Below are 23,751 nucleotides of genomic sequence, written 5' to 3'. Positions count from 1 at the left end.
GGTTGTCTCTTCTTCGATGAGTTCAGTCCTTGTCGGCGCCGGAAGCCTTGCCGCCAAACGAATAGGTCAGACCAATCCAGATCGCGCGCGGTGGCGCCGGCGTCATGAACTGCTGCGTCGCCAGCGTGTAGATACTCGTGGTGCCCGACAGGCCGTACGTGGAGTAGCGCTTGTTGAACAGGTTGTTGATATAGGCCGAGATCTCAAGGTTCTTCGTCGGCTTGTAGTGCACGTTCAGGTTGACGAGGCCGTATCCAGCCACCACGCCGTTCGGGTCGGCATTGCTTTCATTGCCGTGGGCAATCTGCTTGCTGACCAGGATCACGTTGGCGCCCATCGACAGGCTCGGGCTGAATGCGTACGACGCCCCCAGCTTGAGTGTCTTGGCGGGGATGCCCGGGATCTTGTTGCCGCTGACCACGTTCTGCCCGCTGGCCGTGGTGAATGCCGACTTGTAGATCGCATCGACGTAACCGAAGTTGGCCGACAGGCTCAACTTGTCGATCTGCGTGCTGGCGCCTACCTCGAAGCCACGCCGCTCGGTCTTGCCAACGTTGGCGAAGTAGCCGTACGTGTTCGACGTGGCGATGAACTGGATGTCGTTGCTGAGCCGCGAGTCGTAGACCGACGCACTCCAGTAGGTGGACTTGCCCACCTTTCCGCGCCCGCCGAACTCGATGGTTTTGGCCACCACGGCCTTCAGGTCAGGGTCGCCATTGAAGCCGGTGGGTAGCGAACACGGGCTGTTTGGATCGGCGCACGAGAGCTCGATCGAGGTCGGGGCCCGCATCGATTCGCTGTAGCTGCCGAAGATGCCCTGCCCTTTGCCAAGGTCGTAGTTGAACCCCAGCGCAGGGTTGAAACGCTGGTAGTGGTGCGAACCGGCAAGGCTGTTCGTTTCTGGCCCGGCCACCGCCCCCGCCGGAACGCCATTCGGGCTGGATGCGACTCCCGACCCGGAGTTCGCATACCGATAAGCACCCAGGTAGTCGGGGTTGTAGTAAGACGTGCCCGATACGCCGTCCGTCCAGGTGTAGCCGCCGTCTTCGTTCAGGAATTTGCGGTTTGCACCGCCCTGGTTGAGCGCCGTGTAGTTGAAGCTGCCGGATGCCGTCACGCTCAACTGTTTCGTGACGCTGAACGTATCGGTGAAATACAGGCTGAAGTTGTTGACGTTGGACGCGAGGTTCACCGCCCCGATGACGTTGCTGCCGGTAAACGACGCGGGATTCGATGCGGACGGTGCCAACCCATTGGTGGTGAAGCCGTATTCCTGATTGGGGATCACCACCGTCTGATAGTTGATCAACCGGGCCAGGTAGGTGGTCTGGTCATAGGTGATGCGCGAATGATCGAACGCGCCGCCCAGCGTGAACGCATTCTTGTGCCCGGCCAGGTTGTCGAAGTTTGACCACTGGAGGGACGAGCCCACCGTGTCTTCATGCGTGGCGGAATCCACCACGCTGGTATTGATGGCATTGGTCCAGCGGCCATAGCCCAGCGCCAGCGCATTGGCACCGGTCACGGCATTCACGGCGGTGCCATTCGGCGCCTTGTTCGCGCATTTGTAGACGGTGACGCCGCCGGCAGTGGTCGTTGCCAGTGAGCCGTCGTCGTTGCGGCAGCCATCGTCCAGTTGCGCGTTGCTATTGACGTTGTGCAGGTTGGCCTTGCGGTAATAGACGCTGCCGGCAAGCTGGTTGTTGTCGTTCAGCCAGTGGCTGCCTTTCAGGTTCAGCAACGCCATCCGGTTCGTGATGGTGTCTGGCCAGGTATAGGCGGCGCTGCGGTTCGACATCATGTCTACCGGCAGCGACTGGGTGCCGCTCAGCGACGTATCCGCCAGCGCCGCGGACAGCTCCAGTTGGGTCGCGCCTTCGTTGCCGCGCCACCGTACCTTGCCGAACAGTTGCTTGACCTCGGAACCGGAGTGGTCGCGAAAGCCGTCCTGCTTATCGAAGTTGCCGGCCGCGAAATAGTCGAGGTTGTGCGCCTCGTCGACGCCGCCGGTCTCGAAGCTCACCGCCTTCCGGCCGAACGATCCGCCAAGCACCTCGATCGACGTTCCGGGGTTGTCCTTCCCATTCTTCGTATTGACGACGAGTGCCCCGCCCAGGGTGTTGAGCCCGAACATCGGGTTAGAGCCCGGCAGGATGTTGACGCTGGACATCGCGTTCATGGGAATGAGATCCCAGTTCACGATCGAACCGAACGGCTCGTTCATCCGCACACCGTCAAAGTAGACCGATACTCCGATCGGCACGCCCAGCAGCGAAGACACCTGGAACCCACGGTAGTTGATGTCGTTCTGGTACGGATTGCCCGAGCCGTTGCTGACGCTGACCTGGCCGAGGTTGTCATTCAGCAGGTCAGCCAGGTTCGAACTGCGCTGCTCGCGCGCATCCTTTGCGCTCACGCGCTGCGCATTGGCCGGAAACTGGGATAGCGGCACGCCGATGCTATCGATCGGGGTCGACCCGATGACCTGGGCCGTGGGCAAAGCCACAGCGATGATCTGGTCCTCGGCCAATGCCGGCGAGTGCAGTCCCGCAGCGGCGAGCGCCAACACCACACCGCTCGCGCGGGGTGCGGCTTTGCACAGATGGCGGGTGCTTGAATGCACAGCGTGTCTCCCTGGTTCTTCTCTCTCGCCGTGCCTGGGTGTGCAAGCGGGGCATCCCAAAGAAAAGGCGTGGCGATGACGATTCCCGATCAGGAATCAATGGCAACAGGTAGACACCCGCCGTCATGCAACAGCGTGTGTGGTTGGCGCATGGCCATGTCTCCTCTTCTCTTGTATTTGCCTGCGAGGTCTGCGCCCCGCAGGTCAGCGGCAGGCGCACGGGTCTCGATGACCGCGCGCCTGCCTGTTCCTGCCAACTACCAACGGCTACACCATCAGAAGAAGCCCAGCGGCTTGGTGTCGTAGCTCACCAGCAGGTTCTTGGTCTGCTGGTAGTGGTCGAGCATCATCTTGTGGGTTTCGCGGCCCACGCCCGACTTCTTGTAGCCACCGAAGGCCGCGTGCGCCGGATACAGGTGATAGCAGTTCGTCCACACACGCCCTGCCTTGATGGCGCGACCCACGCGGTAGGCGCGGTTGATGTCGCGCGTCCACAGGCCGGCACCCAGGCCGTACTCGGTGTCGTTGGCGATCTGCACGGCCTGCGCCTCGTCCTTGAAGGTCGTCACGGCAATCACGGGGCCGAAGATCTCTTCCTGGAACACGCGCATGCTGTTGTCGCCCTTGAGCAGCGTCGGCTTGATGTAGTAGCCCTTGGCCAGATTGCCGGGCAGCACTTCCACATCGCCGCCAACCAGGCATTCGGCACCTTCTTCCTGCGCGATTTCCAGGTAGCTGCGGATCTTGTAGAACTGTTGCTCCGAGGCCTGTGCGCCGACCATGGTGTCGGTGTCCAGCGGGTCACCGCGTTTGATGGCGGCCACCTTGGTCATCACCGCGTCCATGAAGCGGCTGTAGATGGATTCCTGCACCAGCGCGCGCGACGGGCACGTGCACACTTCGCCCTGGTTGAAGAAGCCCAGCACCAGGCCTTCGGCGGCCTTCTCGATGAAGCTCGGCTCGGCCTGCATGATGTCTTCGAAGTAGATGTTGGGCGACTTGCCGCCCAGCTCCACCGTCGACGGAATGATGTTCTCGGCGGCGCACTTCAGGATGTGCGAGCCCACCGGCGTCGACCCCGTGAACGCGATCTTGGCGATGCGCTTGCTGGTGGCCAGCGCCTCACCGGCTTCCTTGCCGTAGCCGTGCACGACGTTCAGCACGCCGGCGGGCAGCAGGTCGCCAATCAGCTCCAGCAGCACGCAGATGCCCAGCGGGGTCTGCTCGGCGGGCTTCAGCACGACGCAGTTGCCGGCGGCCAGCGCGGGGGCCAGTTTCCAGGCGGCCATCAGCAGCGGGAAGTTCCACGGAATGATCTGCCCGACCACGCCCAGCGGCTCGTGGATGTGATACGCCACGGTGTGCTCGTTGATCTCTGCCGCTGAGCCTTCCTGCGCACGGATGCAACCGGCGAAGTAGCGGAAGTGGTCAGCCGCGAGCGGGATATCGGCGTTCAGCGTTTCGCGCACGGGCTTGCCGTTGTCCCATGTTTCGGTCACGGCCAGCAGTTCGAGGTTCTGCTCGATGCGGTCGGCAATCTTCAGCAGGATCAGCGAGCGGTCCTGCACCGAGGTGCGGCCCCAGGCGTCGGCGGCAGCGTGTGCGGCATCGAGTGCACGGTCGATGTCTTCGGCGGTCGAGCGCGGGAATTCGGCAATCGTCTCGCCCGTGACCGGCGTGGTGTTGGTGAAGTACTGGCCCTTGACCGGCGCAACAAATTCGCCGCCGATGAAGTTGCCGTAGCGCGATTTGAACGAAACGATGGCGCCGGGAGTGCCGGGGTGAGCGTAACGCATGGGTTGTCTCCTGATGTTTGCGTGATGACGTCAGCGTCGTGATGTGCGCTGTGTCTGCCCGTCATCTGCAAAACCCGGGCCATGCCCTGCGACAGATGTTTCGCCTCTGCGGAATCGGCGGTTCTTCCTCGTTTGCGCACACGACTGCTCCAGAATGGAACACCGGGTGTTGCAAAGCTCAACGCCCCGTCCTCCGGTGGCCCGACACGGAGCACGCATCGCGCATGGCATGACTTTCGCAATGCTCTCTGGTCATCCGAACCAGAAAAACAAACGATGAGAACGGCTCCCCGCCTTGCCGCTGCACTGCTCCTTGCATACGTGTCCTGGTCTGCACAGGCGGACACGAACACCGACCCTGCAGGCTCACCGCTCTGGCCAATGATTCATCAGCAGATGTTCGGCGCCGCGCGGGCCACGTTCGACAACCGCATCAAGATCACCGGGCCCGCATTTGCGGAAGACCCGATGCAGGTGCCCATTGCGTTTGACGCGTCTGCGCTTGGCAAGGTCGAACGCGTTGTCGTCGTGGTGGATCGCAACCCGATCCGCAAGGTGCTGGAGTTCGAGCCGATGCGCATGCGCCCCGCACTGTCGTTCCGGTTCAAGCTGCAGGAGGCATCACCGGTGCGCGTGGCGGCGCGCACGCCGGATGGCATCTGGCATGTCGGCACCTTCATGGTGGATGCCACCGGCGGCGGCTGCACACTGCCCGGCGCCACCCGCAAGGACGCCAGCTGGAGCACCACGCTCAACCAGGTCGAGTCGCGCGTGTTTCCGGGCTTCAACGGCGCGGGCAGCCGCATCCGCCTGCGCGTGATGCATCCGATGGACACGGGGTTGGTGGCAGGCATTCCCGCCTTCCATATCGAACAACTCGACCTGCTCGATGCACGGCGCCAGCCCATGCTTCGGCTGGCGCTGTACGAACCGGTGGCGGAGAACCCGATCTTCTCGTTCGATCTGGATGGTCCCGTGGAGCACGGCATCAGCGTGGCCGGCGTCGACAACAACGGCAACCGCATCCGCGCACAGGTGACACGATGAGCTGGCTGAACCGACAGTTGGGCATCCTGCTGTGTCTGGCGGTACTGATGGCGAGCGCACATGCGCAAGGCCTCGACTACCACCTCGTGCCGCGCGCCGTGGCGCCCGACATCTGGGTGCTGGAAGGCGCCAATGCGGATTTCTCTGCGCGCAACGGCTGCAACATCATCAACACCGGCTTCATCGATACCGGCGACGGTGTGCTCGTCATCAACACGGGGCCGTCCGTGCTGTACGGCGAGCAGCAGCGGCAAGCCATCCGCCGGGTCACGTCCGCACCCGTGCGCTGGGTGTTCAACCTGAACCTGCATCCCGACTACTTCTTCGGCAACCAGGCCTATGCGGACGTTGGCGCGCAGGCGCTGCCGGGCACCATCGCCGGTGCACAACGCGAGGGCGAAGCCTATGCGGACAACCTCTACCGCCTCTGTGGCGACTGGATGCGGAACACGGCATCGACGCCGCCCAGCCTGCCGTTGACACCGGGTGAGCGCACCCTGGGCCGCCATCACATCGACCTCATCCGGCTCGAAGGACATACCGACGATGATCTCGTCCTGGTGGACCGGACAAGCGGCGTGGTCTTCGCGGGCGGCCTCGCATTCCGTGACCGGATTCCCACCACACCACACGCCAACATCCAGCACTGGCTGACCAGTCTCGATCAGTTACAGAAGATCGTTGCCGAGAGCGGCACGCGCATCCTGATCCCCAGCCACGGCCCGGCACTCGGCCAGACAGACGCCATCGCACAGACGCGGCAATACCTGCTCTGGCTGGATGCACGCATGCGGCATGCGGCGCAAGAGGGGCGAGATCTGGCCGAGGTGATCGCCATGCTGGTGGATGCGCCCTACGCGCAATGGGGCGGCATGCCAGCGGAGTACGTGCGCAACGTGACCCGCTTCTACCCGAGCTATGAGAACGCCGCGCTGGCGCCCTGACATGGCGCCAGACCCTGCCCGGCGACGCTGGATGCGCCTGATGCTTGCAACCACGATCAACCCGGCCCTGACTGCTTCTGCAGCGCCCGTGCAGGTCACGCTGTTGCGCCTGCAGAACGGCCTGTACGCCGCGCGTGCCGACAACGCCGAAGCCTCGCGCGCCAACGCCGGTGAAGTCGTGCCAACGCTGGTGCACGTGACCGGCAACGGCGTGCTGGTGGTCGACCCCGGCCCGCACGCGCGATGGGGCGATCGATTGATTGCCGCCATCCGGCACATCACCGCCGAGCCCATCCGTTGGGTGGTCAACACGCACGCGCACCCCGAGCACGTGCTGGCCAATGCAGCCTTCGCGCAACTGCAACCTCGCCCCGCCTTTCTGGCATCGGCAGCCACCGCCAGCCTGATGCGGCAGCGTTGCGAGGCCTGCCTGGCCAGGCTAACCGCCATGCTTGGCGAGCGCGTCATGCACGAGACGCAGATCGTAATTCCCGAGCCCGCACTGCGCGATGGCGATTGGCTGCACACTGGCAAGACTGCGTGGCAGGTTCATGTCTACGCGGCAGCGCATAGCGCGTCAGACACGGTGCTGTACGCCCCGCAGCGGCGCGTGCTCTGCGTGGGCGGCCTGGCCTATCGGCAGCGCGTTCCGGACCTGCAGGAAGGCTCGCTGGTGGGCTGGCAACACGCATTGCGTGCGTTGACCCCACTGCCGGCCGGCATCGTCGTCGGCACGGCCATCGGCACCCCGGCGCTGATGCTGCAGCCCACGCTGTCCTATCTCGACATGCTCGATGGCGTGATCACCCAGGCCATCGAGGCCGGCGCAGACGCGGCCCGCGCGCTCGACTATGTGCCGGGTGATGCCTATCGCGACTGGCGCCACTTTCATCCTCGACACGCATTCAACGTAGCGCGCGCCTGGCGCGAATTGGAAGACCGCTGGATGCAAAGCGCGCCGTCAACCTGACAGCGTTGCGCGCTGCTCCATTGCTGAACAGACGCAGCACAGGTGTTGCGCCGACTGTCCCGCCACGCCACAGCACCGATCCCGCTCTCAGCACCCGCAAACGTTGCCTACCCGTTTGCAATGCGCCGCAAACGTCCGCATGCGCCTTGGTACGCGTATTGCGAAAGCCCCCGCCGGCGTTGAGCGCGCTTCGCGCAATTGGCGCCCATCCCAATGCGTCCGAGCCGAATCCATGGGCGCATCACACAAAGACAATACGGAGACAACATGCAGAACAAACGCTTTCGACAATGCGCCCTGGCGGCCCTTGCAACCGCTCTCGGCAGCGCAGCGGGTAGCGCTACCGCGCAATCGTCCGTCACGATCTACGGCACGGTCGACGCCGGCTTGCAATACCAGAACCGGAGCGCAGCCGGCGGCAGCATCACGGAGTTGCATTCGGGCGGCATCAGCCCAAGCATCTGGGGCCTCAAGGGCGTGGAAGATCTGGGCAGTGGCCTGAAGGCCAACTTCAACCTCGAAGGGCATTTCAGCAGCGACACCGGCACGCTCACCACCGGCCCCGGCTTCACTTCAGAGCTCTTCCGCCGTCAGGCGAACGTCGGCCTCAGCGGCAATTGGGGCGCGATCACGCTGGGCCGCCAATACAGCCCGGCACTTATCGGTACGATCGGCACCGAAGCACGCGGCTTCAAAGAGCAGTTCTCGAACCTGTACGGCTGGGCCTACAACCAGCTCCCCGCCCCAGGCAACGCGATGGGCGCCGGCACGAACCCCGGCAACGATGTCGGCGTGTTCATCGGCAACGCCGTGCAGTACGCCAACAACTTCGGCCCCGTGTGGTTGGGTGTCGCGTATTCGCTGGGTGAAACGGCAGGCAGCGTCAAGCGCGGCAATGAGCTCTCGCTGGGGGCCACCTACACGGGCCCGGTGACGGTCGGCCTCGGCTACCAATCTACGTCGGACAGCGGCACCGGCCAAACACTGAGCCGGCTGTGGAGCGCGGGTGTGGCGGTGCCGTTCGATGCCTTCACGGGCAGGGTGAACTACATCGGTGTCACCAACAACGCACCCACCGGTGGACGCGTGTCCGACGTCAAATCGCTCGGCGTCGGGCTTGACTACAAGTGGAGCCCTGCCAATACCGCCACACTGGCCGGCTACTACAGCAAATACGAAAGCAGCACGCACGACAGCTCCACCAAATCGGTCGTGCTGAGCAACGACTACGCGTTCTCCAAGCGCACCACGCTGTATGTGCAGTTGGTCTACGTGGACGCAGGCACCGTGGGCACGGCAGATCCGCTCGAAAGCATCAAAACGTCAATCGTTGCCGGAGGCACTGCACCCGGTGCAAAAACGGTGCTGGCTGGAGTTGGCCTGAAACACGCATTCTGATCAGCTGAGCGCAAGCCCCTCTTCCGTGGCGGATGGGCGGGTCAGGAATGACCTTGCCTGAAGGAAGAGGGGCGACAGGCCGAAGGGCACCGCTGTCGTCCGCAACGGGCTTGTTGACCCGCAACGTACTGCAGCAGCCCGCTCAACCTCGTCTCTGCACGCATCGGGCACCGTGCTGGGCAGCAACCCACTCCTCGTTGGTCGGCTCCACTGCCACGCGAATCCGGCTGGCCGAACTGGAGATGATGGCGGCATGCGTCTGGTTGGCCCCGTCATTCAAATCCGCACTCAGATAGCCGAGCGCATGCACGACGCGCTCGCGCAGCACGGCGTTGTGTTCGCCAATTCCCGCCGTAAAAACCAGCAAGTCCAGACCGCCCAGAACAGCCACCAGGGCGCCGATCTCGCGGACGATGCGGCGCACGTAGAGTGCCAGCGCTGCCTGCACGCGCGGGTTGTCGGCTTCCTGCGCCAACAGGTCACGCGGGTCAGATGACACCCCCGACACGCCCAGCAGACCGGATTCGTGATACAGCACATGCCCCACCTGCGCCGGAGAAAGATGCTCCTTCTCCATCAGGTAAAGCACCGCGCCTGGGTCCAGCGCCCCGCAGCGGGTGCCCATCATCAGGCCGTCGAGCGCGGAAAACCCCATCGTGGTCGCCACGCTCTCCAGCCCGCGCATGGCACACAGGCTGGCACCGCTGCCAAGGTGCGCGACGACGACCCGCCCATGGGCAATGTCGCCATGTCGCTCGGGCAAGACGATCGACATGTACTCGTACGACAGGCCGTGAAAGCCGTAGCGCCGCAGTCCACGCTCCCACGCTGCATACGGTAGCGGCAGCATCATTTCAACGTGCGGCAGCGTGTGGTGGAACGCTGTATCAAAGCACGCGACCTGCGGCACCTCCGGCAGCTCTGACAGAAGGGCCTCGATGGCCTCCAGCGCAAACGGCTGGTGCAGCGGCGCAAGCGGGATGTAGCTGCGCAGATCAGAAAGAACCTCCGCGTCCACGCGCACGGGTGCGAAGTACTTGGCGCCGCCGTGCACCACCCGGTGCGCCACGGCAACCAGCCGACGGTTGCCGAGCATGTGCTCGACACGCTGGCGAATGTGCAGCAGCGCCGCGTGATACGGCCGCGCGGCGTCAAGCTCCACGGCCTGCGCTGGCGCCCCGGCTTCCGTCGCCGTGGGGTGATCGGTGCCGATGTCCTCCACCTTCCCGCTCCACACGGGGGTACGGGCCAACGGAAGCTGCGTGACATCGAACAGCGCAAACTTGATGCTCGACGAGCCGCAGTTCAGTACGACGATGCAATCGGTCATGGCGGCAGGATGCGGTAACGGTGTGCCAGCAACGTGGCGATGGCACATGACGCAATGCGCGATTCACGCGAATCGGCACGGCTGGTCAATACGATGGGCACGCGGGCACCGAGCACAATGCCAGCGCTGGCAGCTCCGCCCAGGTACTCCAACTGCTTGGCGAGCATGTTGCCGCTTTCCAGATCCGGCACCACCAGCACATCGGCCTGACCTGCCACTTCTGAAACAATGCCCTTGATGCGCGCGGCAGCAGCCGATACCGCGTTGTCGAAGGCCAGTGGCCCGTCCAGCACGCCCCCTTCAATCTGCCCACGGTCGGCCATCTTGCATAACGCCGCTGCGTCGAGCGTGGCGGGCATGTGCGGGTTCACGGTTTCGACGGCCGCCAGAATCGCCACGCGTGGCCGCTCCACGCCAATCGCATGCGCCAGATCGATGGCGTTGCGGATGATGTCGGCCTTCTGATCCAGGGTCGGCGCAATGTTGATAGCGGCATCCGTCACGATAAACGGGCGCGGATACGCTGGCGTCTGCATGACGAAGCAATGACTGATCCGGCGCTTGGTGCGCAGCCCGGCTTCGGCCCGCACCACGGCGGCCATCAGCTCATCGGTATGCAGGCTGCCTTTCATGAGCGCCTCGGCCCTGCCCTGCGTCACGAGCTCCACGGCGCGCGTGGCCGCGGCGCTGCTGTGCGGCACGTCTTCGATTTCCATGCCGCTCAGGTCAAGCCCGGCTTCAGCGGCCACGCGCATCAACTTGGCGCGCGGTGCTACCAGGCACGGCACGATGAGCCCTTCAGCACGCGCATCCAGCGCGGCAGACAGGCTCAGCGCGTCGCACGGGTGCACGACCGCCATGCGGATCGCCCCAAGGGGCCGCACATGGTCGAGCAGCCGGTGGATGCCATTGCCACCGGTGGTGATGCGCACATCGGGCAGCGTGGTGCGTGGCCGCTCGATCCGTTCGGTGGGCGCGATGACCTCGGCCTCCCCCGTGATGGCGACGGTGCCACTGTCGTTCGTGCAGGCGCACGCCAGCTTGAGCCGCTTCTTCTCGTCGTCCTTGCTGGTCACCGTCACGCGGATGGTCAACGTATCGCCAATGCGCACCGGCGCATGAAACTGCAGTGTCTGCCCAAGGTAGACCGTGCCGGGCCCAGGCAGGCGCGTACCAAGCACGGCGGAAATCAACGCGCCGCCCAGCATGCCGTGGGCAATCACACCGTGAAAGCGCGTGGAGGCCGCAAACTCGGGATCCAGGTGCTGCGGGTTGACATCCCCTGACAGCACGGCAAAGAGCTGGATATCCTCCGCTCTCAGCGTACGCTGGATGGCAGCCGTCTCACCAACGGCGATTTCGTCGAACGTGCGATTGCGTACCACGCTCAGATCGCCGCCCGGCAGTGATGCCGGCGGTGCCGGCAGATGATCGGGACCCATGCGCGCTCCTCAGGAAGCCGTACGAAGTTGACCGTTACCCTTGCCGCGCGCGGGTGCCGTGCTTGGCGACACCGCTGCCGCACGGATGAACACATCGGCCGGCGCCCCCAACGACGACAGCATGCCCTGCAGCGCCGTATGCACCGGCATGGCATTCCCGGCTGCACTCAGTGCCTGCACCGAAGCTTGCTGCCATTCCAGCATGGCGCGCTGGTAATCCGTTGCAAAGCTGGCTTGATTGGCGATGGCTGTCTGCATCACGCCCTGCAGCACATTCATTGCGCGCTGGTTGGCCTGCCAGAACGCGTTCGGCAGCCCTGTTGCCAATGCGTTCCAGTCTTCAACGCCTTGCAGATCGGTCAGCGCGGATTCTGTACGTGCTACGTCTTCGGCCAGCAATTCTGCGCCCAGTGCATACCAGCGCTGGCGCGCCGTCTTGAGCAAGCCCAGCGTTTGCAGCCCGAGTGCGGCTTGCGCCTTGAAAAGCGCGAGAGGAAGGTTGGCAGGTGTATCCATGTTGGCTCCTTATGCCATCTGGCTGATGGTTTTTCGAAAGCGCGTCAATGATGCGACAAACAGTACGGCGCCGATTGCGCAGATGGCCAGGCACTGCGGCCACACGACGGACAATCCTGCGCCCCGATAAAGAATCGCCTGTGACGCCGATACAAAATGCGTGGTCGGCGCCGCCAGCATGATGTCCTGCACCAGTGCGGGCATGCTCTCGCGCGGGGTGGTACCGCCCGAGAGCAACTGCAGCGGCAGCAGCACCAGAACCAGCAGCATGCCGAACTGCGGCATGGACCGCGCCACCGTCGCAAGGAAGATGCCCATGGATGTGGTGGCAAACAGGTGCAGCGTCGCCACCAGCATGAACAGCAGGATCGAGCCTTCAATGGGCACGTGCAGCGCGCCTTGCACCACGAACACCAGTGCCACCAGCGCGGCCAGCACCACCACCAGCCCCATCGACCATACCTTGGCCGTCATGATCTCGAACGGCGTGACGGGCATCACCAGCAGGTGCTCGATCGTGCCGTGTTCCCGTTCACGGATGAGCGCGGCGCCAGTCAGGATGATCGACAGCATGGTCACGTTGTTGATGATCTCCATCAGCGAGCCGAACCACGTCTGTTCCAGGTTGGGGTTGAAGCGCGTGCGCAGCACCAGATCGACCGGCGCGGCAGGTGCGGCACGGTGGCGTTGCAGGAATTCGTTCACCTCACCCGAAACGATCTGCTGGATGTAGCCGTTGCCGGTAAAGGCCTGGCTCATGCGGGTGGCGTCAATGTTGAGCTGGATGGCTGGCGTGCGCCCCGCCAGCACGTCGCGCTGGAAGTTGGGCGGGATGTCGAGCACAAAGGTGTAGCGCCCGCTGTCCATGCCGGCATCCATCTCGGTGAGCGGAATCAGCGCCGGCGTGCGGAAATGCGGTGGATAGAAACTTGCGACAATGCGCGCCGACAGCGGCGAGCTGTCTTCATCCACGATGGCAATCGAGGCGTTGTGTAGGCTCTCCGGCATGGCCGTAGCCGCCACGTAGATCGACAGCGTGAAGGTGTACGCGATCAGCACCAGCATCATCGGGTCGCGCACCAGGCTCCATAGCTCCTTGACGCCCAGGCGGAAGATGTTGCGTAAGCGGGCCGCGCGGCGATCGGTCGGATGGTCTAACATGGCGCGGCCCCTACCGGTCCTGCTTGCGCAGCATCAACAGCGTGGCGGCCAGGATGACCGGCACCGCCGCCAGCAGCGGCCAGAAGGCGCTGCCCAACGCCCCCACATCCAGCGCCTTGCTGAACACGCCCCGGCTGATGGTCAGGAAATGGGTGGCCGGATACACGCGCCCGATCATGGCCCCCACGCCCTCCAGCGACGACACGGGGTTGAGCAAGCCCGCAAACTGCACACACGGGATGATCGTGCCGATCATGGTGACGAACATGGCGGCAATCTGGCTTTGCGTGAACGTGGACGCAAACAACCCGAAACCCGTCGAGCACGTCACGAAGATCAGCGCCCCCAGCGCAAGCGTCGCAAAGCTGCCCTTGATCGGCACACCAAACACCGTCACCGCCAGCAATGCCAGCAGCAGGAAGTTCAGCATCGCCAGCACGATGTACGGCGCCTGCTTGCCCAGCACGAATTCCGCGCGGGTGACCGGTGTCACATAGAAATTGATGATGGAGCCCAGTTCCTTTTCGCGCACCACCGACAACGCCGCCAGCATGGCGGGAATCATCATCAGCAGCATCGGAATCACGGCGGGCACCATGGCGGGCAGGCTTCTCACATCGGGGTTGTAGCGATAGCGCGTCTCAATCGTGCTGGGCATCGCGAGCCGCATCCCCAGCCGGTGCACGGCGGCGTCTGCCAGCCAGAGCTGGTGGATGGCCTGCACGTAACCGCGTACGGTTTCCGCGCGGGTGGGCATGGCGCCGTCCACCCAGGCGCCGATCTGTACGGCCGCGCCGCGCTCCACATCGCGCGCGAAGCCTGGAGGAATTTCAATCGCCAGCGACAACTCGCCGTTGCGCATGCGGCGGTCCAACTCAGCGTAGTCGCGAATCGCGGGTTTTTCGATGAAATACCGCGAGCCGGCCAGGTTGAGCGTGTAATCGCGGGAGATTGCGGTCTGGTCCCGGTCGAGCACCGCGTAGGTAAGGTTCTCTACATCCAGGCTGATGCCGTATCCGATGATGAACATCAGGATGGCCGTGCCCAGCAGGGCCAGCGTGGCGCGCACCGGGTCGCGGCGCAGTTCCTGTGCCTCGCGTTGCGAGTAGCTCAAGGCACGCGCAAGGCTGAAGTGACGGTGGGTAGACGTGCCGGTTGATGCGGTGGTTGTTGTTACGGGTGCCGGCGCGGCAATCTCGGCGGTGTCTGGCGCAGCGTCGGACACCGTTTCAGACGCTTCCCGCAGATAGGCAATGAATGCCTGCTCCAGCGTCTGCGTGCCGCGCGTACGTACCAGCGCGGCAGGTGCATCGCTCACCAGCACCCGGCCGGCATGCATGAGCGAGATGCGATCGCAGCGCTCGGCCTCGTTCATGAAGTGCGTGGAGATGAAGATGGTGACGCGGTCCTGCCGTGCGAGGTCCACCATCAGGCGCCAGAACATGTCACGCGCGACAGGGTCCACGCCGGAGGTGGGCTCATCCAGGATCAGCAGTTCCGGCTTGTGCACCATCGCCACGGCCAATGACAAGCGCTGCCGCATGCCCAGCGGCAGGCTCTCGGGCAGGCTGTCGGCCACCTCCTGGAGCCCGAAGCGGGCGAGCATCTCTGCCGCGCGCGGCTGCACCTCGGGTTCGGGCAACTGAAACAGGCGTGCATGCAGCACGAGGTTCTGGTGCACGGTCAGCTCGCCATACAACGAGAATGCCTGCGACATGTAGCCCACGCGCCGGCGCGTGTCGATGTCCTTCGGGTTGACCGGATGGCCGAACAACCACGCCTGGCCCTCGCTGGCGGGCAGCAGGCCGGTGAGCATCTTCATGGTGGTCGACTTGCCACAGCCGTTGGAGCCGAGAAAGCCGAAGATCTCTCCGCGACGGATGCGGAAGTCGACGTGGTCGACCGCCACAAAGTCGCCAAAGCGCATGGTCAGCCCGCTCGCCTGCACGGCCACATCGTCGTCCGCGCCGGCCACCAGCGGCGGCACCACCACGGCCTGGTGCCCCTGCCGGCGTGCGGGCGGCAGCAACGCAATGAATGCAGCCTCCAGCGTGTCGGTGCCCGTGCGGCTGCGCAGGGCTGCCGGCGTGCCGGTGGCGAGCACCTGTCCGGCGTCCATGGCAACCAGCCAGTCGAAGCGCTCGGCTTCTTCCATGTAGGCGGTGGCCACGATCACGCTCATGCCCGGGCGCTCGGCCCGAATGCTGGCAATCAAATCCCAGAACTGGCTGCGCGAGAGCGGATCAACGCCCGTGGTCGGCTCGTCGAGAATCAGCAGATCCGGGTCGTGGATCAGCGCGCAGCACAGCGCCAGCTTCTGTTTCATGCCGCCCGACAACTTGCCCGCCGGCCGCGAGAGGAATGGCCGCAGGCCGGTGCTGGCTGTGAGCGCATCAATGCGTCGGCGGCGCTCCGCTGCGTTGTGACCGAACAGGCGGCCGAAGAACTGCAGGTTCTCTTCGATCGACAGCGTGGGATACAGATTGCGCCCCAGGCCTTGCGGCATGTAGGCAATACGCGGGCCGACCGCGGCACGTGCGCGACGATCGGCCATGTCGCTGCCCAGCACATGCACGGCCCCATCCTGCAAGGCCCGCGCGCCCGCCACCAATGACAGCAGGCTCGACTTGCCCACGCCGTCGGGCCCAATCAGGCCCACCATGCAACCGGCCGGCACGTCGAGCGTGACGCCATCCAGCGCCAGCGTCTTGCGGTAACGCAGGCTCACGCCGGCCAGGCTGACTACGGGTGGACCAAGCGGCGGCCCAAGCTGAGCCTCGCGCAGGGTGAGCGGATTGGCGAACTGGGTCACTGCGGAACCTTGATCGCCAGGTTGGCCGGCCATTCGGCTTGGCCGTCGAGCTTGAGCCACGCCATGCCGGGCAAACCGGTCTTCACCAGCTTGAGGTGCTTGCGCAGCAGATCACGATCAATCTGCGCCTTGACCCGGAACATCAGCTTCTGGCGCTCGGTGGCGGTTTCCACGGTCTTGGGTGTGAACTGCGCGGTGCTGGCCACGAACGACACGCGGGCCGGAATCACATACTGCGGCGCGGCATCGAGCACGATGCGCACCTCGCTGCCCATGGCAATGCGCCCGGCGTCCGTCTCTGGCACGAAGAAAGTCATGTAGACGTCGGACAGATCCACCAGATTGAGCAGCCGCCCGCCGCCGGCCAGTACCTCGCCGGGCTGGGCGATGCGGTATTGCACACGGGCGTCACGCGGCGCGGCCAGGGCGCTGTCGTCAATGTCCGCCTTCACACGCGACACCGTCGCGTCTGCGGCCTTGACGGTGGCATTGGCGCCGGCCACCTGCGTGCGGGCTGCGGCCACGGCGGCCTGCGCCGCTTCCGCTTGCGCGCGGGCCGCCACCAGTGCGGCTTTGGCGCTGCGCACGCGAGCGCGGTCGTCATCCAGCTCCTGCATGGACGACGCCCCTTCGTGCGACAGCGTTTCAGAACGCGCCAGCCTGCGCTGTGCGGCATCCAGATCGCTCTCGCGCAGGGCGATCTGCGCCAGGGCCGCCTGCCGGTCAGCCTCGCGCACCGCCACCTGAGCCTGCGCGCTGGCCACGGCAGAGACGGACTGCTGCTGCCTTGCCTGCGCCTCATCGCGCTGGGCTTCCAGCGTCTGCACCTGCATGTGCGCCAGCGGCTGGCCAGCGGTCACGAAGTCGCCCTCGTCCACCAGGATGTCCTGCACGCGGCCGGGGAGCTTGGTGGCCACGTCGATCTCGGTGGCCTCGATGCGGCCGTTACCGCTGGCAAAGCCCTTGCCGGGGCCGTCCTGCCGCAAGGCCTTCCATGCAAATGCACCACCGGCAATCACCAGGGCGGCAGCGATCAGTGCAATCCATCGTTGTTGGGGCGTTGTTGTCATGGCGTTGTTTCTCCCGATGCGCGCGCAGTGGGCGTCAGGCTCAAATGGGTATGGGGATCGGATGCCGATTCGACGGCCTGCGTGCCGCCGCCCAGCGCTGCATACAGGCCAACGCGGCTGGACAGCAGCGCGCGGCGCACCTGCACCAGTTGCTGCTGCGCGGCCAGCAGATCGCGCTGCGCGTCGAGCACCTCCAGAAACGTCGAGGCTCCGGCATCGAAACGCAGTTGCGACAGTCGCGCACGCTCGGTCTGCGCCGCCAGCGCGGCCTGCGCGATGTCGAGCTGCTCGGCCAGCCACTTGCGCGCAGAAAGCGCGTCGGACACATCGCGGAACGCGCTTTGTACGGTCTTCTCGTAGCCGGCAACGGCAAGGTCACGGCGGGCTTCCGCCAGGTCGAGATTGCTGCGCAGCTTGCCGCCTTCGAAGAGCGGGATGGTGACGCTCGGCGCAAAGACCCAGGCGCGCGTGCCGGGTGCAAACAGGTTGCCGAGTTCGGGGCTGACCGTGCCGTACGCGCCCGTCAATGCCACGCGCGGGAAGAACGCCGCGCGTGCCGCGCCGATGCTGGCATGCGCGGCACGCAGCCGGTGCTCTGCGGCGGCGATGTCCGGGCGTTGCGTCAGTAGATCGGACGGCAGCCCTGCACGCAGTTCAGCCAGCATCCGGCGCTCATCGAGCGGCTCGGCAACCGGCGGTAGGTCAATCGGCTTGCCCACGAGCAGCGCCAGGCCGTGCGCTTGTGCGTCGCGTGCCTGCTGCAGTTGCGTGAGCAGTGCCTGCGCCTGGGTCAGCAGGGTCTCAACCTGGGTCTGGTTCAACCGCGATGTCGCCCCCACCGCCACGCGGCGCGAGAAGATGCGCAGGGTCTCGGTGCGGCTGTCCACGGTCTGCTGCGCCAGCGCGATGCGCTCATCCAGTTCACGCAGGACCAGATAGCTGTCGGCCACCTGTGCGATCAGCCCGAGTGCGACTGCACGGCGCGCCGCATTGGACGCCACGTAGGTTTCCAGCGCGGCGTCATTGAGATTGCGCACGCGACCCCAGAAATCGATCTCCCAACTGGAGACACCGGCGCCCACCTGGTACTGGCTCACCCGCATAGGCATGCCGAAGGGGCTCAGGTCTGCCGGAATGCTCAGGCGATTGATGCCCGCCTGCGCATTGAGGTGCGGAAACGTTTCCGCCCGCTGGATACCAAACGCCGCGCGTGCCTCTTCCACACGCAGCACGGCGGTCCGCAGGTCGCGGTTGTTTTCCAGCGCCTGGGCAATCAATGCCTGCAGACGTGTGTCCGTAAAGTACGCTTGCCAGCCGACGGCTGCGGCGGACAGGCCATCGCGGCCATCGTCGGCGTCATAGTGCTGGGCCACGGGCAGCGCCGGAGCTTCGTAAGGCGGCGCCATTGAGATACAGCCCGGCAGCACCAAGACGGCCGTGGCTGCGGCCATTGCGGCCAACCGTGTGCCGGCGTACCAGCCGCACGCCAAGGGTTGTTTCTGCACACGCATTTATTTCTCCAGCACGTAGGTGCCAGGCGCATCGTCCAGTGGCGGCAGACCCGGAGCACCCATCTTGGGTGGCTTGACCGGTGTGGGGGCAGATGCATGCGCGGTCAGCCATGCATGCCATGCCGGCCACCATGAACCGTCCACGGTGGGGGCGGATGCCAACCAGTCATCCGGCGCCAGCGAAACCGCGCCTGCGTGGCGTGTCTGCATCTGGAAGCGCCGATGCGAGTTTGCCGGCGGGCTGACGATGCCGGCATTGTGGCCGCCGCTGGTCAGCACGAACGTCAGCTCCGCCTCGGTCAGGTGATGCAGTTTGTAGACCGAGCGCCATGGCGCGACGTGATCAGTCAGCGTGCCCACCACGAAGATCGGCAGGTCCAGATCGTTCAGGACCACCGGCTTGCCGTTGACGGGGTAGCGCCCCTCGCTCAGGTCGTCATTCAGGAACAGGCGCCGCAGGTACTGGCTGTGCATGCGCGCGGGCATGCGCGTGGCATCGGCGTTCCAGGCCATCAGGTCGTTCATGGGCGCGCGATCGCCCAGCAGGTATTCGCCCACCACGCGTGACCACAGCAAGTCGTACGATCGCAACATCTGGAAGGCGCCAGCCATCTGGCTTGCACGCAGGTAGCCGGTCTGCGCCATCTGCGCTTCAAGCAGACTGACCTGCGCCTCGTCGATGAACAGGCCGAGTTCACCCGGTTCGCAAAAGTCTGTCTGCGCGGCAAAGAGCGTCATGGACGCCAGCCGCGCATCGCCATCGCGCGCCATGGCCGCCGCGGCAATGGCCAGCAATGTGCCGCCCAGGCAGTAGCCCGTGGCGTGCACGCGCTGATTCGGCACGATGGCATTGACCGCATCGAGCGCGGCGAAGACGCCGAGCTTGAGGTAGTCATCCATGTCGAGATCGCGGTCCGCCTCGTCAGGGTTCTTCCAGGAGATGCAGAACACGGTATGGCCCTGCTCCACCAGATAGCGGATCAACGAGTTCTGCGGGGACAGATCCAGGATGTAGTACTTCATGATCCACGCCGGCACGATCAGGATGGGCTCGGCCTGGACCTTGGGCATGACAGACGTGATGGGGGTGTACTGGATCAGCTCCATCAGGCGATTGCGCAGCACGACCTTGCCGGGCGTCACCGCCACGTCGCGCCCCACCACGAAACGTTCGGTGCCGGCGGCGGGCGCCCCGCTCATGGCGCGCTCCAGATCGTCAAGTGCATTGAGCGCGCCCCGCACGAGATTCGTGCCGTGCTGCTCAACGGTCTGGCGCAGGACGACAGGGTTCGTCGCCAGCTGGTTGCCTGGCGACATCATGTCGAGCCACTGCCGTGCGGCAAAAGCCACCACGTCTTCATGGTGCCTGGCGACGCCCCACACGCCGCGCGTGGCCGCCTCCCACCATTGCTCGGTCAGCAGAAAGGACTGGTGCAGCACGTTGAACGGCCACAGGCGCCACTCGTCCGCTTGGAAACGACGGTCTTGTGCCGGCGGCAGAACGCAAAGACACGGCTGCTGAGGGCCGGCCGCCGTGCAGCTCTGGACGTAGCGCCCGAGCTGCTCGGCCTGGGTCAGCGCCAGGCGGCACAGATCGAGCCGCTTACCGGGTGACACCGCCAGGTGCAGGGCCCAATCGAGCAACGCCAGTTGCATCGACACCAGCGAGAGCGAACTCGACGTACGTGCAAGCGCAGCGTGAAACGGTGGATCAATCAGCTCGGCGGCTGGGGAAGACGGCACGGGGGCGGTGCGCATGGTCGGGGCGTCAAACGGTTGCAAATATGCAACCCATTAGATGCCAGCTGCCGCGGCATGAACTTGATGCATCTCAAACCGAGACAAGAGTGCCGACTCTAGACGCCCTTCACAGCAATGACACGCGGCCGTGGAAAGGCATCACAGCGGGCATCACACCGGCTGTGGCGGCGGCGCGCCCCGATACAGTGCAAAGTCGTGCCGTTTGTCTTGCGCGGTGACGCGAATCGAGTCCACGTCGTCAAAGAACAGCGCTGTCGGCACCGTGCGGTTGATGCTGAAGCCGATATCCGCTGTCAGTTCAGCGAACTGCGACTCAAGCTCAGCACTGAGCCACTCGCCAATGCGTTGGCGCACCTCTTCCCGCCCCGGGTGGCCCAGAGCGCAGTAGACACGGGACTCGGCGGCAGGAAAATGGATCGCCAGCGCGCACAACATCGAATTGCCATGTGTCCCCAGCCAGGGCCATTTGGCTTCAACGTTGTAGCCTCCGCAATCCGAGCGCGTCGCGCGAATCAGCGCGCTCCATGGCAAGGTCGCTGCCACCGTTGCCTCAAGCTCCCAAAGCGTGGCCGCAACGACTTCATCGGGCTGTTTTTCCAGCATGGTTTCCCCCTTCCCGGGGCGTATTCCCGCCCCTTCTTTTCTTGACTCATGCTACGACGCCAAATCCACGGCGCGGCTGACGATAGTCAAAAGGCTGTACTCGCGCGCTCAATACATGGCGCCTACGCTGCCGACCGGCTTAGTCGAGCCCGTACCGGCGCACGTACCAGGTCTTCATCAGATGGGTGAGCAAGGCATAGACGACAACAATCGCCACCAGGCAGGGCCAGTAGGCCAGCGGCAACGGCACGAAGCCGAACAGCGTGCCCAACGGCGTCAGTGGCATGGCAACCCCGGCGCAAGCAATGGCGACGCTGGTTGCGATCAACGCCGTACTTGCCCGGCTTTCCACGAAGGGCACCTTGGCGGTTCGGATGATGTGGATGATGAGCGTCTGGGTCAGCAATGACTCGACAAACCACCCCGACTGGAAGAGTTGCGGATTGCCCCATGCATGAAACACCCACAGCATCAGGGCGTACGTCGCAAAGTCGAATACCGAACTGACGGGCCCGATGTACAGCATGAACTTCAGGATGTGGCCGATCTCCCACCGACGCGGCCGGACAAGGTACTCCTCATCCACGTTGTCCGTCGGGATGGCGGTTTGCGAGAAGTCGTACAGCAGGTTGTTGAGCAGCACCTGGACCGGCGCCATCGGCAGGAACGGCAGAAACAGGCTGGCGCCCAGCACACTGAACACGTTGCCGAAGTTCGAGCTGGCACCCATCTTGATGTACTTGACGATGTTGCCGAAGACCTTGCGCCCTTCCGTCACGCCCTCGCCCAGCACGGCCAGACTCTTCTCCAACAGGATGATGTCGGCGGATTCCTTGGCGATGTCGACGGCGCTGTCCACCGAGATACCGACGTCGGCCGCCTTGAGTGCAGGCCCGTCGTTGATGCCGTCCCCCATGAAGCCGACAACGTGCCCCTTGCGATGCAGTGCCTCGACAATCGCCGCCTTCTGCGCGGGCGACACCTTGGCAAACACCGAGGCACGCTCCGCCGTCTCGGCCATCTGATCCGGCGACATGGTGGACAGCTCCGTACCCAGCACAACCGGATCGACGTCCAGACCGACCTCCCGACAGATCTTGCGCGCAACGATGGCGTTGTCACCCGTCAGGATCTTGACGGCCACGCCGCTGGCCTTGAGCGCGGAGATGGCTTCAGCGGCGGTCTCCCGCGGCGGGTCGAGAAACGCGATGTAGCCAAGCAATATCAGGTCCGACTCATCCGCCACGGCGTATTGGGACTGCTGCTGCGGTAGCTCCTTGTATGCCACCGCCACAGCACGGAAACCATCGCCATTCAGGTCCTCCGCCATGCGCTTGGCGTGTTCCAGATGCCCTGACTCCAAAGGGCCGACCTCTTCGCCATTGGCGTAGCGCGAGCTGGCGCCCAACACCTCTTCCACCGCGCCCTTGCAGATCAGGACGTGGCTGCCATCGCCCCGCTCCAGGACCACCGACATGCGTCGCCGCTCGAAGTCGAACGGCAGTTCATCAATCTTGCGAAAACGCGCGTGAACGTCCAGCCGCTGCTCCAGTTCAACGTGCTTGAGCACCGAGATATCCAGCAGGTTCTTCAGGCCAGACTGATAGAAGCTATTCAGGAATGCATACTCCAAGACCTGATCGGACTCCTCGCCACGCAAGTCCAGGTGGTGCTTGAGAATGATGCGGTCTTGGGTAAGCGTGCCCGTCTTGTCGGTACACAAGACATCCATGGCGCCAAAGTTCTGGATGGCGTTGAGCCGCTTGACGATGACCTTCTTGCGCGACATGGCGATCGCGCCCTTGGCAAGGTTCACCGTCACAATCATCGGCAGCATCTCGGGCGTCAGGCCCACCGCAACCGCCACGGCAAACAGGAGTGCCTCAAACCAGTTGCCCTTGGTCAACCCGTTGATGAGGAAGACGGTGGGTGCCATCACCAGGATCAACGTCAGCATGAGCCAGGTAAAGCGCGTGATGCCACGATCGAAGCTGGTCTGCACGCGCTGTGCGGCAATCAGGTCTGCCACGCGTCCGAAGGCGGTCTGCTGGCCGGTCGCCAGCACCACTCCTGTACCGAATCCGCTGACGATCGCGCTGCCCATGAAGCACAGGTTGGGCAGGTCGAAGTCTGCGTCGACTATCCCGCCATACTGCTCGGCGTGCCGCTCTTGCGGCATGGCTTCGCCGGTCAGGGCTGACTGATTGACGAACAAGTCCTTCGCACTGAGCAACCGCAGGTCCGCCGGCACCATGTCGCCAGCGGCGAGTTGCACGATGTCACCCGGTACCAACTGTTCGATGGGAATCTCTGCGTTGCACGGGGTGCCATCGTCGCCCAAGCGGTGTGCAGCCGCGGTGGTGTGAACCATGCGCCGCAACGCCTCTGCGGCCCGGTTGGAGCGATGCTCCTGCAGAAACCCCAGCGTCAGGCTCAGCACCACCATCACCGCAATCAGGACTGCCGCCCGAATGTCCCCAAGCGCGGCCGAGATGCCCGCCAGGGAGATCAGCAGTACGTTGAGCGGATTGAGTGAGCGATTTGCCAGCTCGGCGAGCACGGATGCATGGTGCCCGTTGGCCACGCGGTTCAGGCCGTACGCGCGAAGGCGCGCGGTGGCCTCCTGCTGCGTCAAGCCTTGCGGTCGTGTCTCCAGGCTGTCGAGCACGTCCTGCGGCTGCATCGCCGCCCATGCCGATGGGCTCGTGCGGCTGGAATGCGGTTGCATCACCTTTGGGATTGCCCTCCAGGATGGCCGCCCGCGCAT

The 23,751-nt window shown here is 64.6% G+C and carries 16 protein-coding genes; 4 read left to right on the top strand and 12 right to left on the bottom strand.

What is annotated here, in order from left to right; translation table 11 throughout:
• Positions 1–22: 22 nt before the first annotated feature.
• Both ACS13N_RS15440 and exaC read right to left on the bottom strand, forming a co-directional pair.
• Complete coding sequence (locus tag ACS13N_RS15440) at positions 23–2,623, bottom strand: TonB-dependent receptor family protein (protein ID WP_438932443.1); 2,601 nt, start codon at positions 2,621–2,623, stop codon at positions 23–25.
• A gap of 275 nt (positions 2,624–2,898) precedes the next feature.
• A complete protein-coding gene (gene exaC, locus ACS13N_RS15435) occupies positions 2,899–4,419 on the bottom strand; it encodes an acetaldehyde dehydrogenase ExaC (protein WP_438932442.1) in 1,521 nt (506 codons plus the stop codon).
• A gap of 276 nt (positions 4,420–4,695) precedes the next feature.
• Between exaC and ACS13N_RS15430 the strand changes: the two genes are divergently transcribed.
• From ACS13N_RS15430 to ACS13N_RS15415, 4 genes are all read left to right on the top strand, one after another.
• On the top strand, positions 4,696–5,466 hold the full coding sequence (locus ACS13N_RS15430; protein WP_438932441.1) for a quinoprotein dehydrogenase-associated SoxYZ-like carrier: 771 nt from the start codon (positions 4,696–4,698) through the stop codon (positions 5,464–5,466).
• Positions 5,463–6,410 (top strand): quinoprotein relay system zinc metallohydrolase 1, encoded by a 948-nt coding sequence (locus tag ACS13N_RS15425; protein WP_438932440.1) that lies wholly within the window; start codon positions 5,463–5,465, stop codon positions 6,408–6,410. Before ACS13N_RS15430 ends, ACS13N_RS15425 begins: the two co-directional genes overlap by 4 nt.
• Positions 6,411–6,450: 40 nt before the next feature.
• Positions 6,451–7,380: an MBL fold metallo-hydrolase gene (locus tag ACS13N_RS15420; protein ID WP_438932439.1), complete on the top strand. Its 930-nt coding sequence runs from the start codon at positions 6,451–6,453 to the stop codon at positions 7,378–7,380.
• Positions 7,381–7,647: 267 nt separating this feature from the next.
• Positions 7,648–8,778, top strand: coding sequence for a porin (locus ACS13N_RS15415; RefSeq protein ID WP_438932438.1), 1,131 nt, complete (start codon positions 7,648–7,650; stop codon positions 8,776–8,778).
• A 142-nt stretch (positions 8,779–8,920) separates the two neighbouring features.
• Here the strand turns inward: ACS13N_RS15415 and ACS13N_RS15410 are convergent, their stop codons facing one another.
• The 10 genes from ACS13N_RS15410 to mgtA form a co-directional block, all read right to left on the bottom strand.
• Positions 8,921–10,108: an acetate/propionate family kinase gene (locus ACS13N_RS15410; RefSeq protein ID WP_438932437.1), complete on the bottom strand. Its 1,188-nt coding sequence runs from the start codon at positions 10,106–10,108 to the stop codon at positions 8,921–8,923.
• Entirely contained in the window at positions 10,105–11,550 is a 1,446-nt protein-coding gene (locus ACS13N_RS15405; RefSeq protein ID WP_438932436.1) for a bifunctional enoyl-CoA hydratase/phosphate acetyltransferase, read from the bottom strand. Before ACS13N_RS15405 ends, ACS13N_RS15410 begins: the two co-directional genes overlap by 4 nt.
• 9 nt (positions 11,551–11,559) lie before the next feature.
• Positions 11,560–12,066, bottom strand: coding sequence for a hypothetical protein (locus ACS13N_RS15400; RefSeq protein ID WP_438932435.1), 507 nt, complete (start codon positions 12,064–12,066; stop codon positions 11,560–11,562).
• Positions 12,067–12,075: 9 nt separating this feature from the next.
• Positions 12,076–13,227, bottom strand: a complete 1,152-nt coding sequence (locus ACS13N_RS15395) for an ABC transporter permease (RefSeq protein WP_438932434.1) — start codon at positions 13,225–13,227, stop codon at positions 12,076–12,078.
• 10 nt (positions 13,228–13,237) lie between these two features.
• On the bottom strand, positions 13,238–16,012 hold the full coding sequence (rbbA, locus tag ACS13N_RS15390; RefSeq protein WP_438932867.1) for a ribosome-associated ATPase/putative transporter RbbA: 2,775 nt from the start codon (positions 16,010–16,012) through the stop codon (positions 13,238–13,240).
• A 23-nt stretch (positions 16,013–16,035) separates the two neighbouring features.
• The gene (locus ACS13N_RS15385) at positions 16,036–17,109 is read right to left on the bottom strand and encodes an HlyD family secretion protein (RefSeq protein ID WP_438932433.1); all 1,074 of its coding nucleotides are present in this window, start codon (positions 17,107–17,109) and stop codon (positions 16,036–16,038) included.
• On the bottom strand, positions 17,106–18,620 hold the full coding sequence (locus ACS13N_RS15380) for an efflux transporter outer membrane subunit (RefSeq protein WP_438932432.1): 1,515 nt from the start codon (positions 18,618–18,620) through the stop codon (positions 17,106–17,108). The genes ACS13N_RS15385 and ACS13N_RS15380 overlap by 4 nt, the downstream gene beginning before the upstream one ends.
• The gene (locus ACS13N_RS15375) at positions 18,621–20,378 is read right to left on the bottom strand and encodes a PHA/PHB synthase family protein (protein ID WP_438932431.1); all 1,758 of its coding nucleotides are present in this window, start codon (positions 20,376–20,378) and stop codon (positions 18,621–18,623) included.
• A gap of 153 nt (positions 20,379–20,531) precedes the next feature.
• Complete coding sequence (locus ACS13N_RS15370; protein WP_438932430.1) at positions 20,532–20,984, bottom strand: hypothetical protein; 453 nt, start codon at positions 20,982–20,984, stop codon at positions 20,532–20,534.
• A 139-nt stretch (positions 20,985–21,123) separates the two neighbouring features.
• The gene (gene mgtA / locus ACS13N_RS15365; protein WP_438932429.1) at positions 21,124–23,751 is read right to left on the bottom strand and encodes a magnesium-translocating P-type ATPase; all 2,628 of its coding nucleotides are present in this window, start codon (positions 23,749–23,751) and stop codon (positions 21,124–21,126) included.

This window comes from Ralstonia sp. 24A2 (genome assembly GCF_051783885.1).
Lineage (GTDB): Bacteria > Pseudomonadota > Gammaproteobacteria > Burkholderiales > Burkholderiaceae > Ralstonia.
The sequence above is the reverse complement of the archived record's forward strand: the minus strand, read 5'-3'. Positions and strand labels throughout refer to the sequence as shown.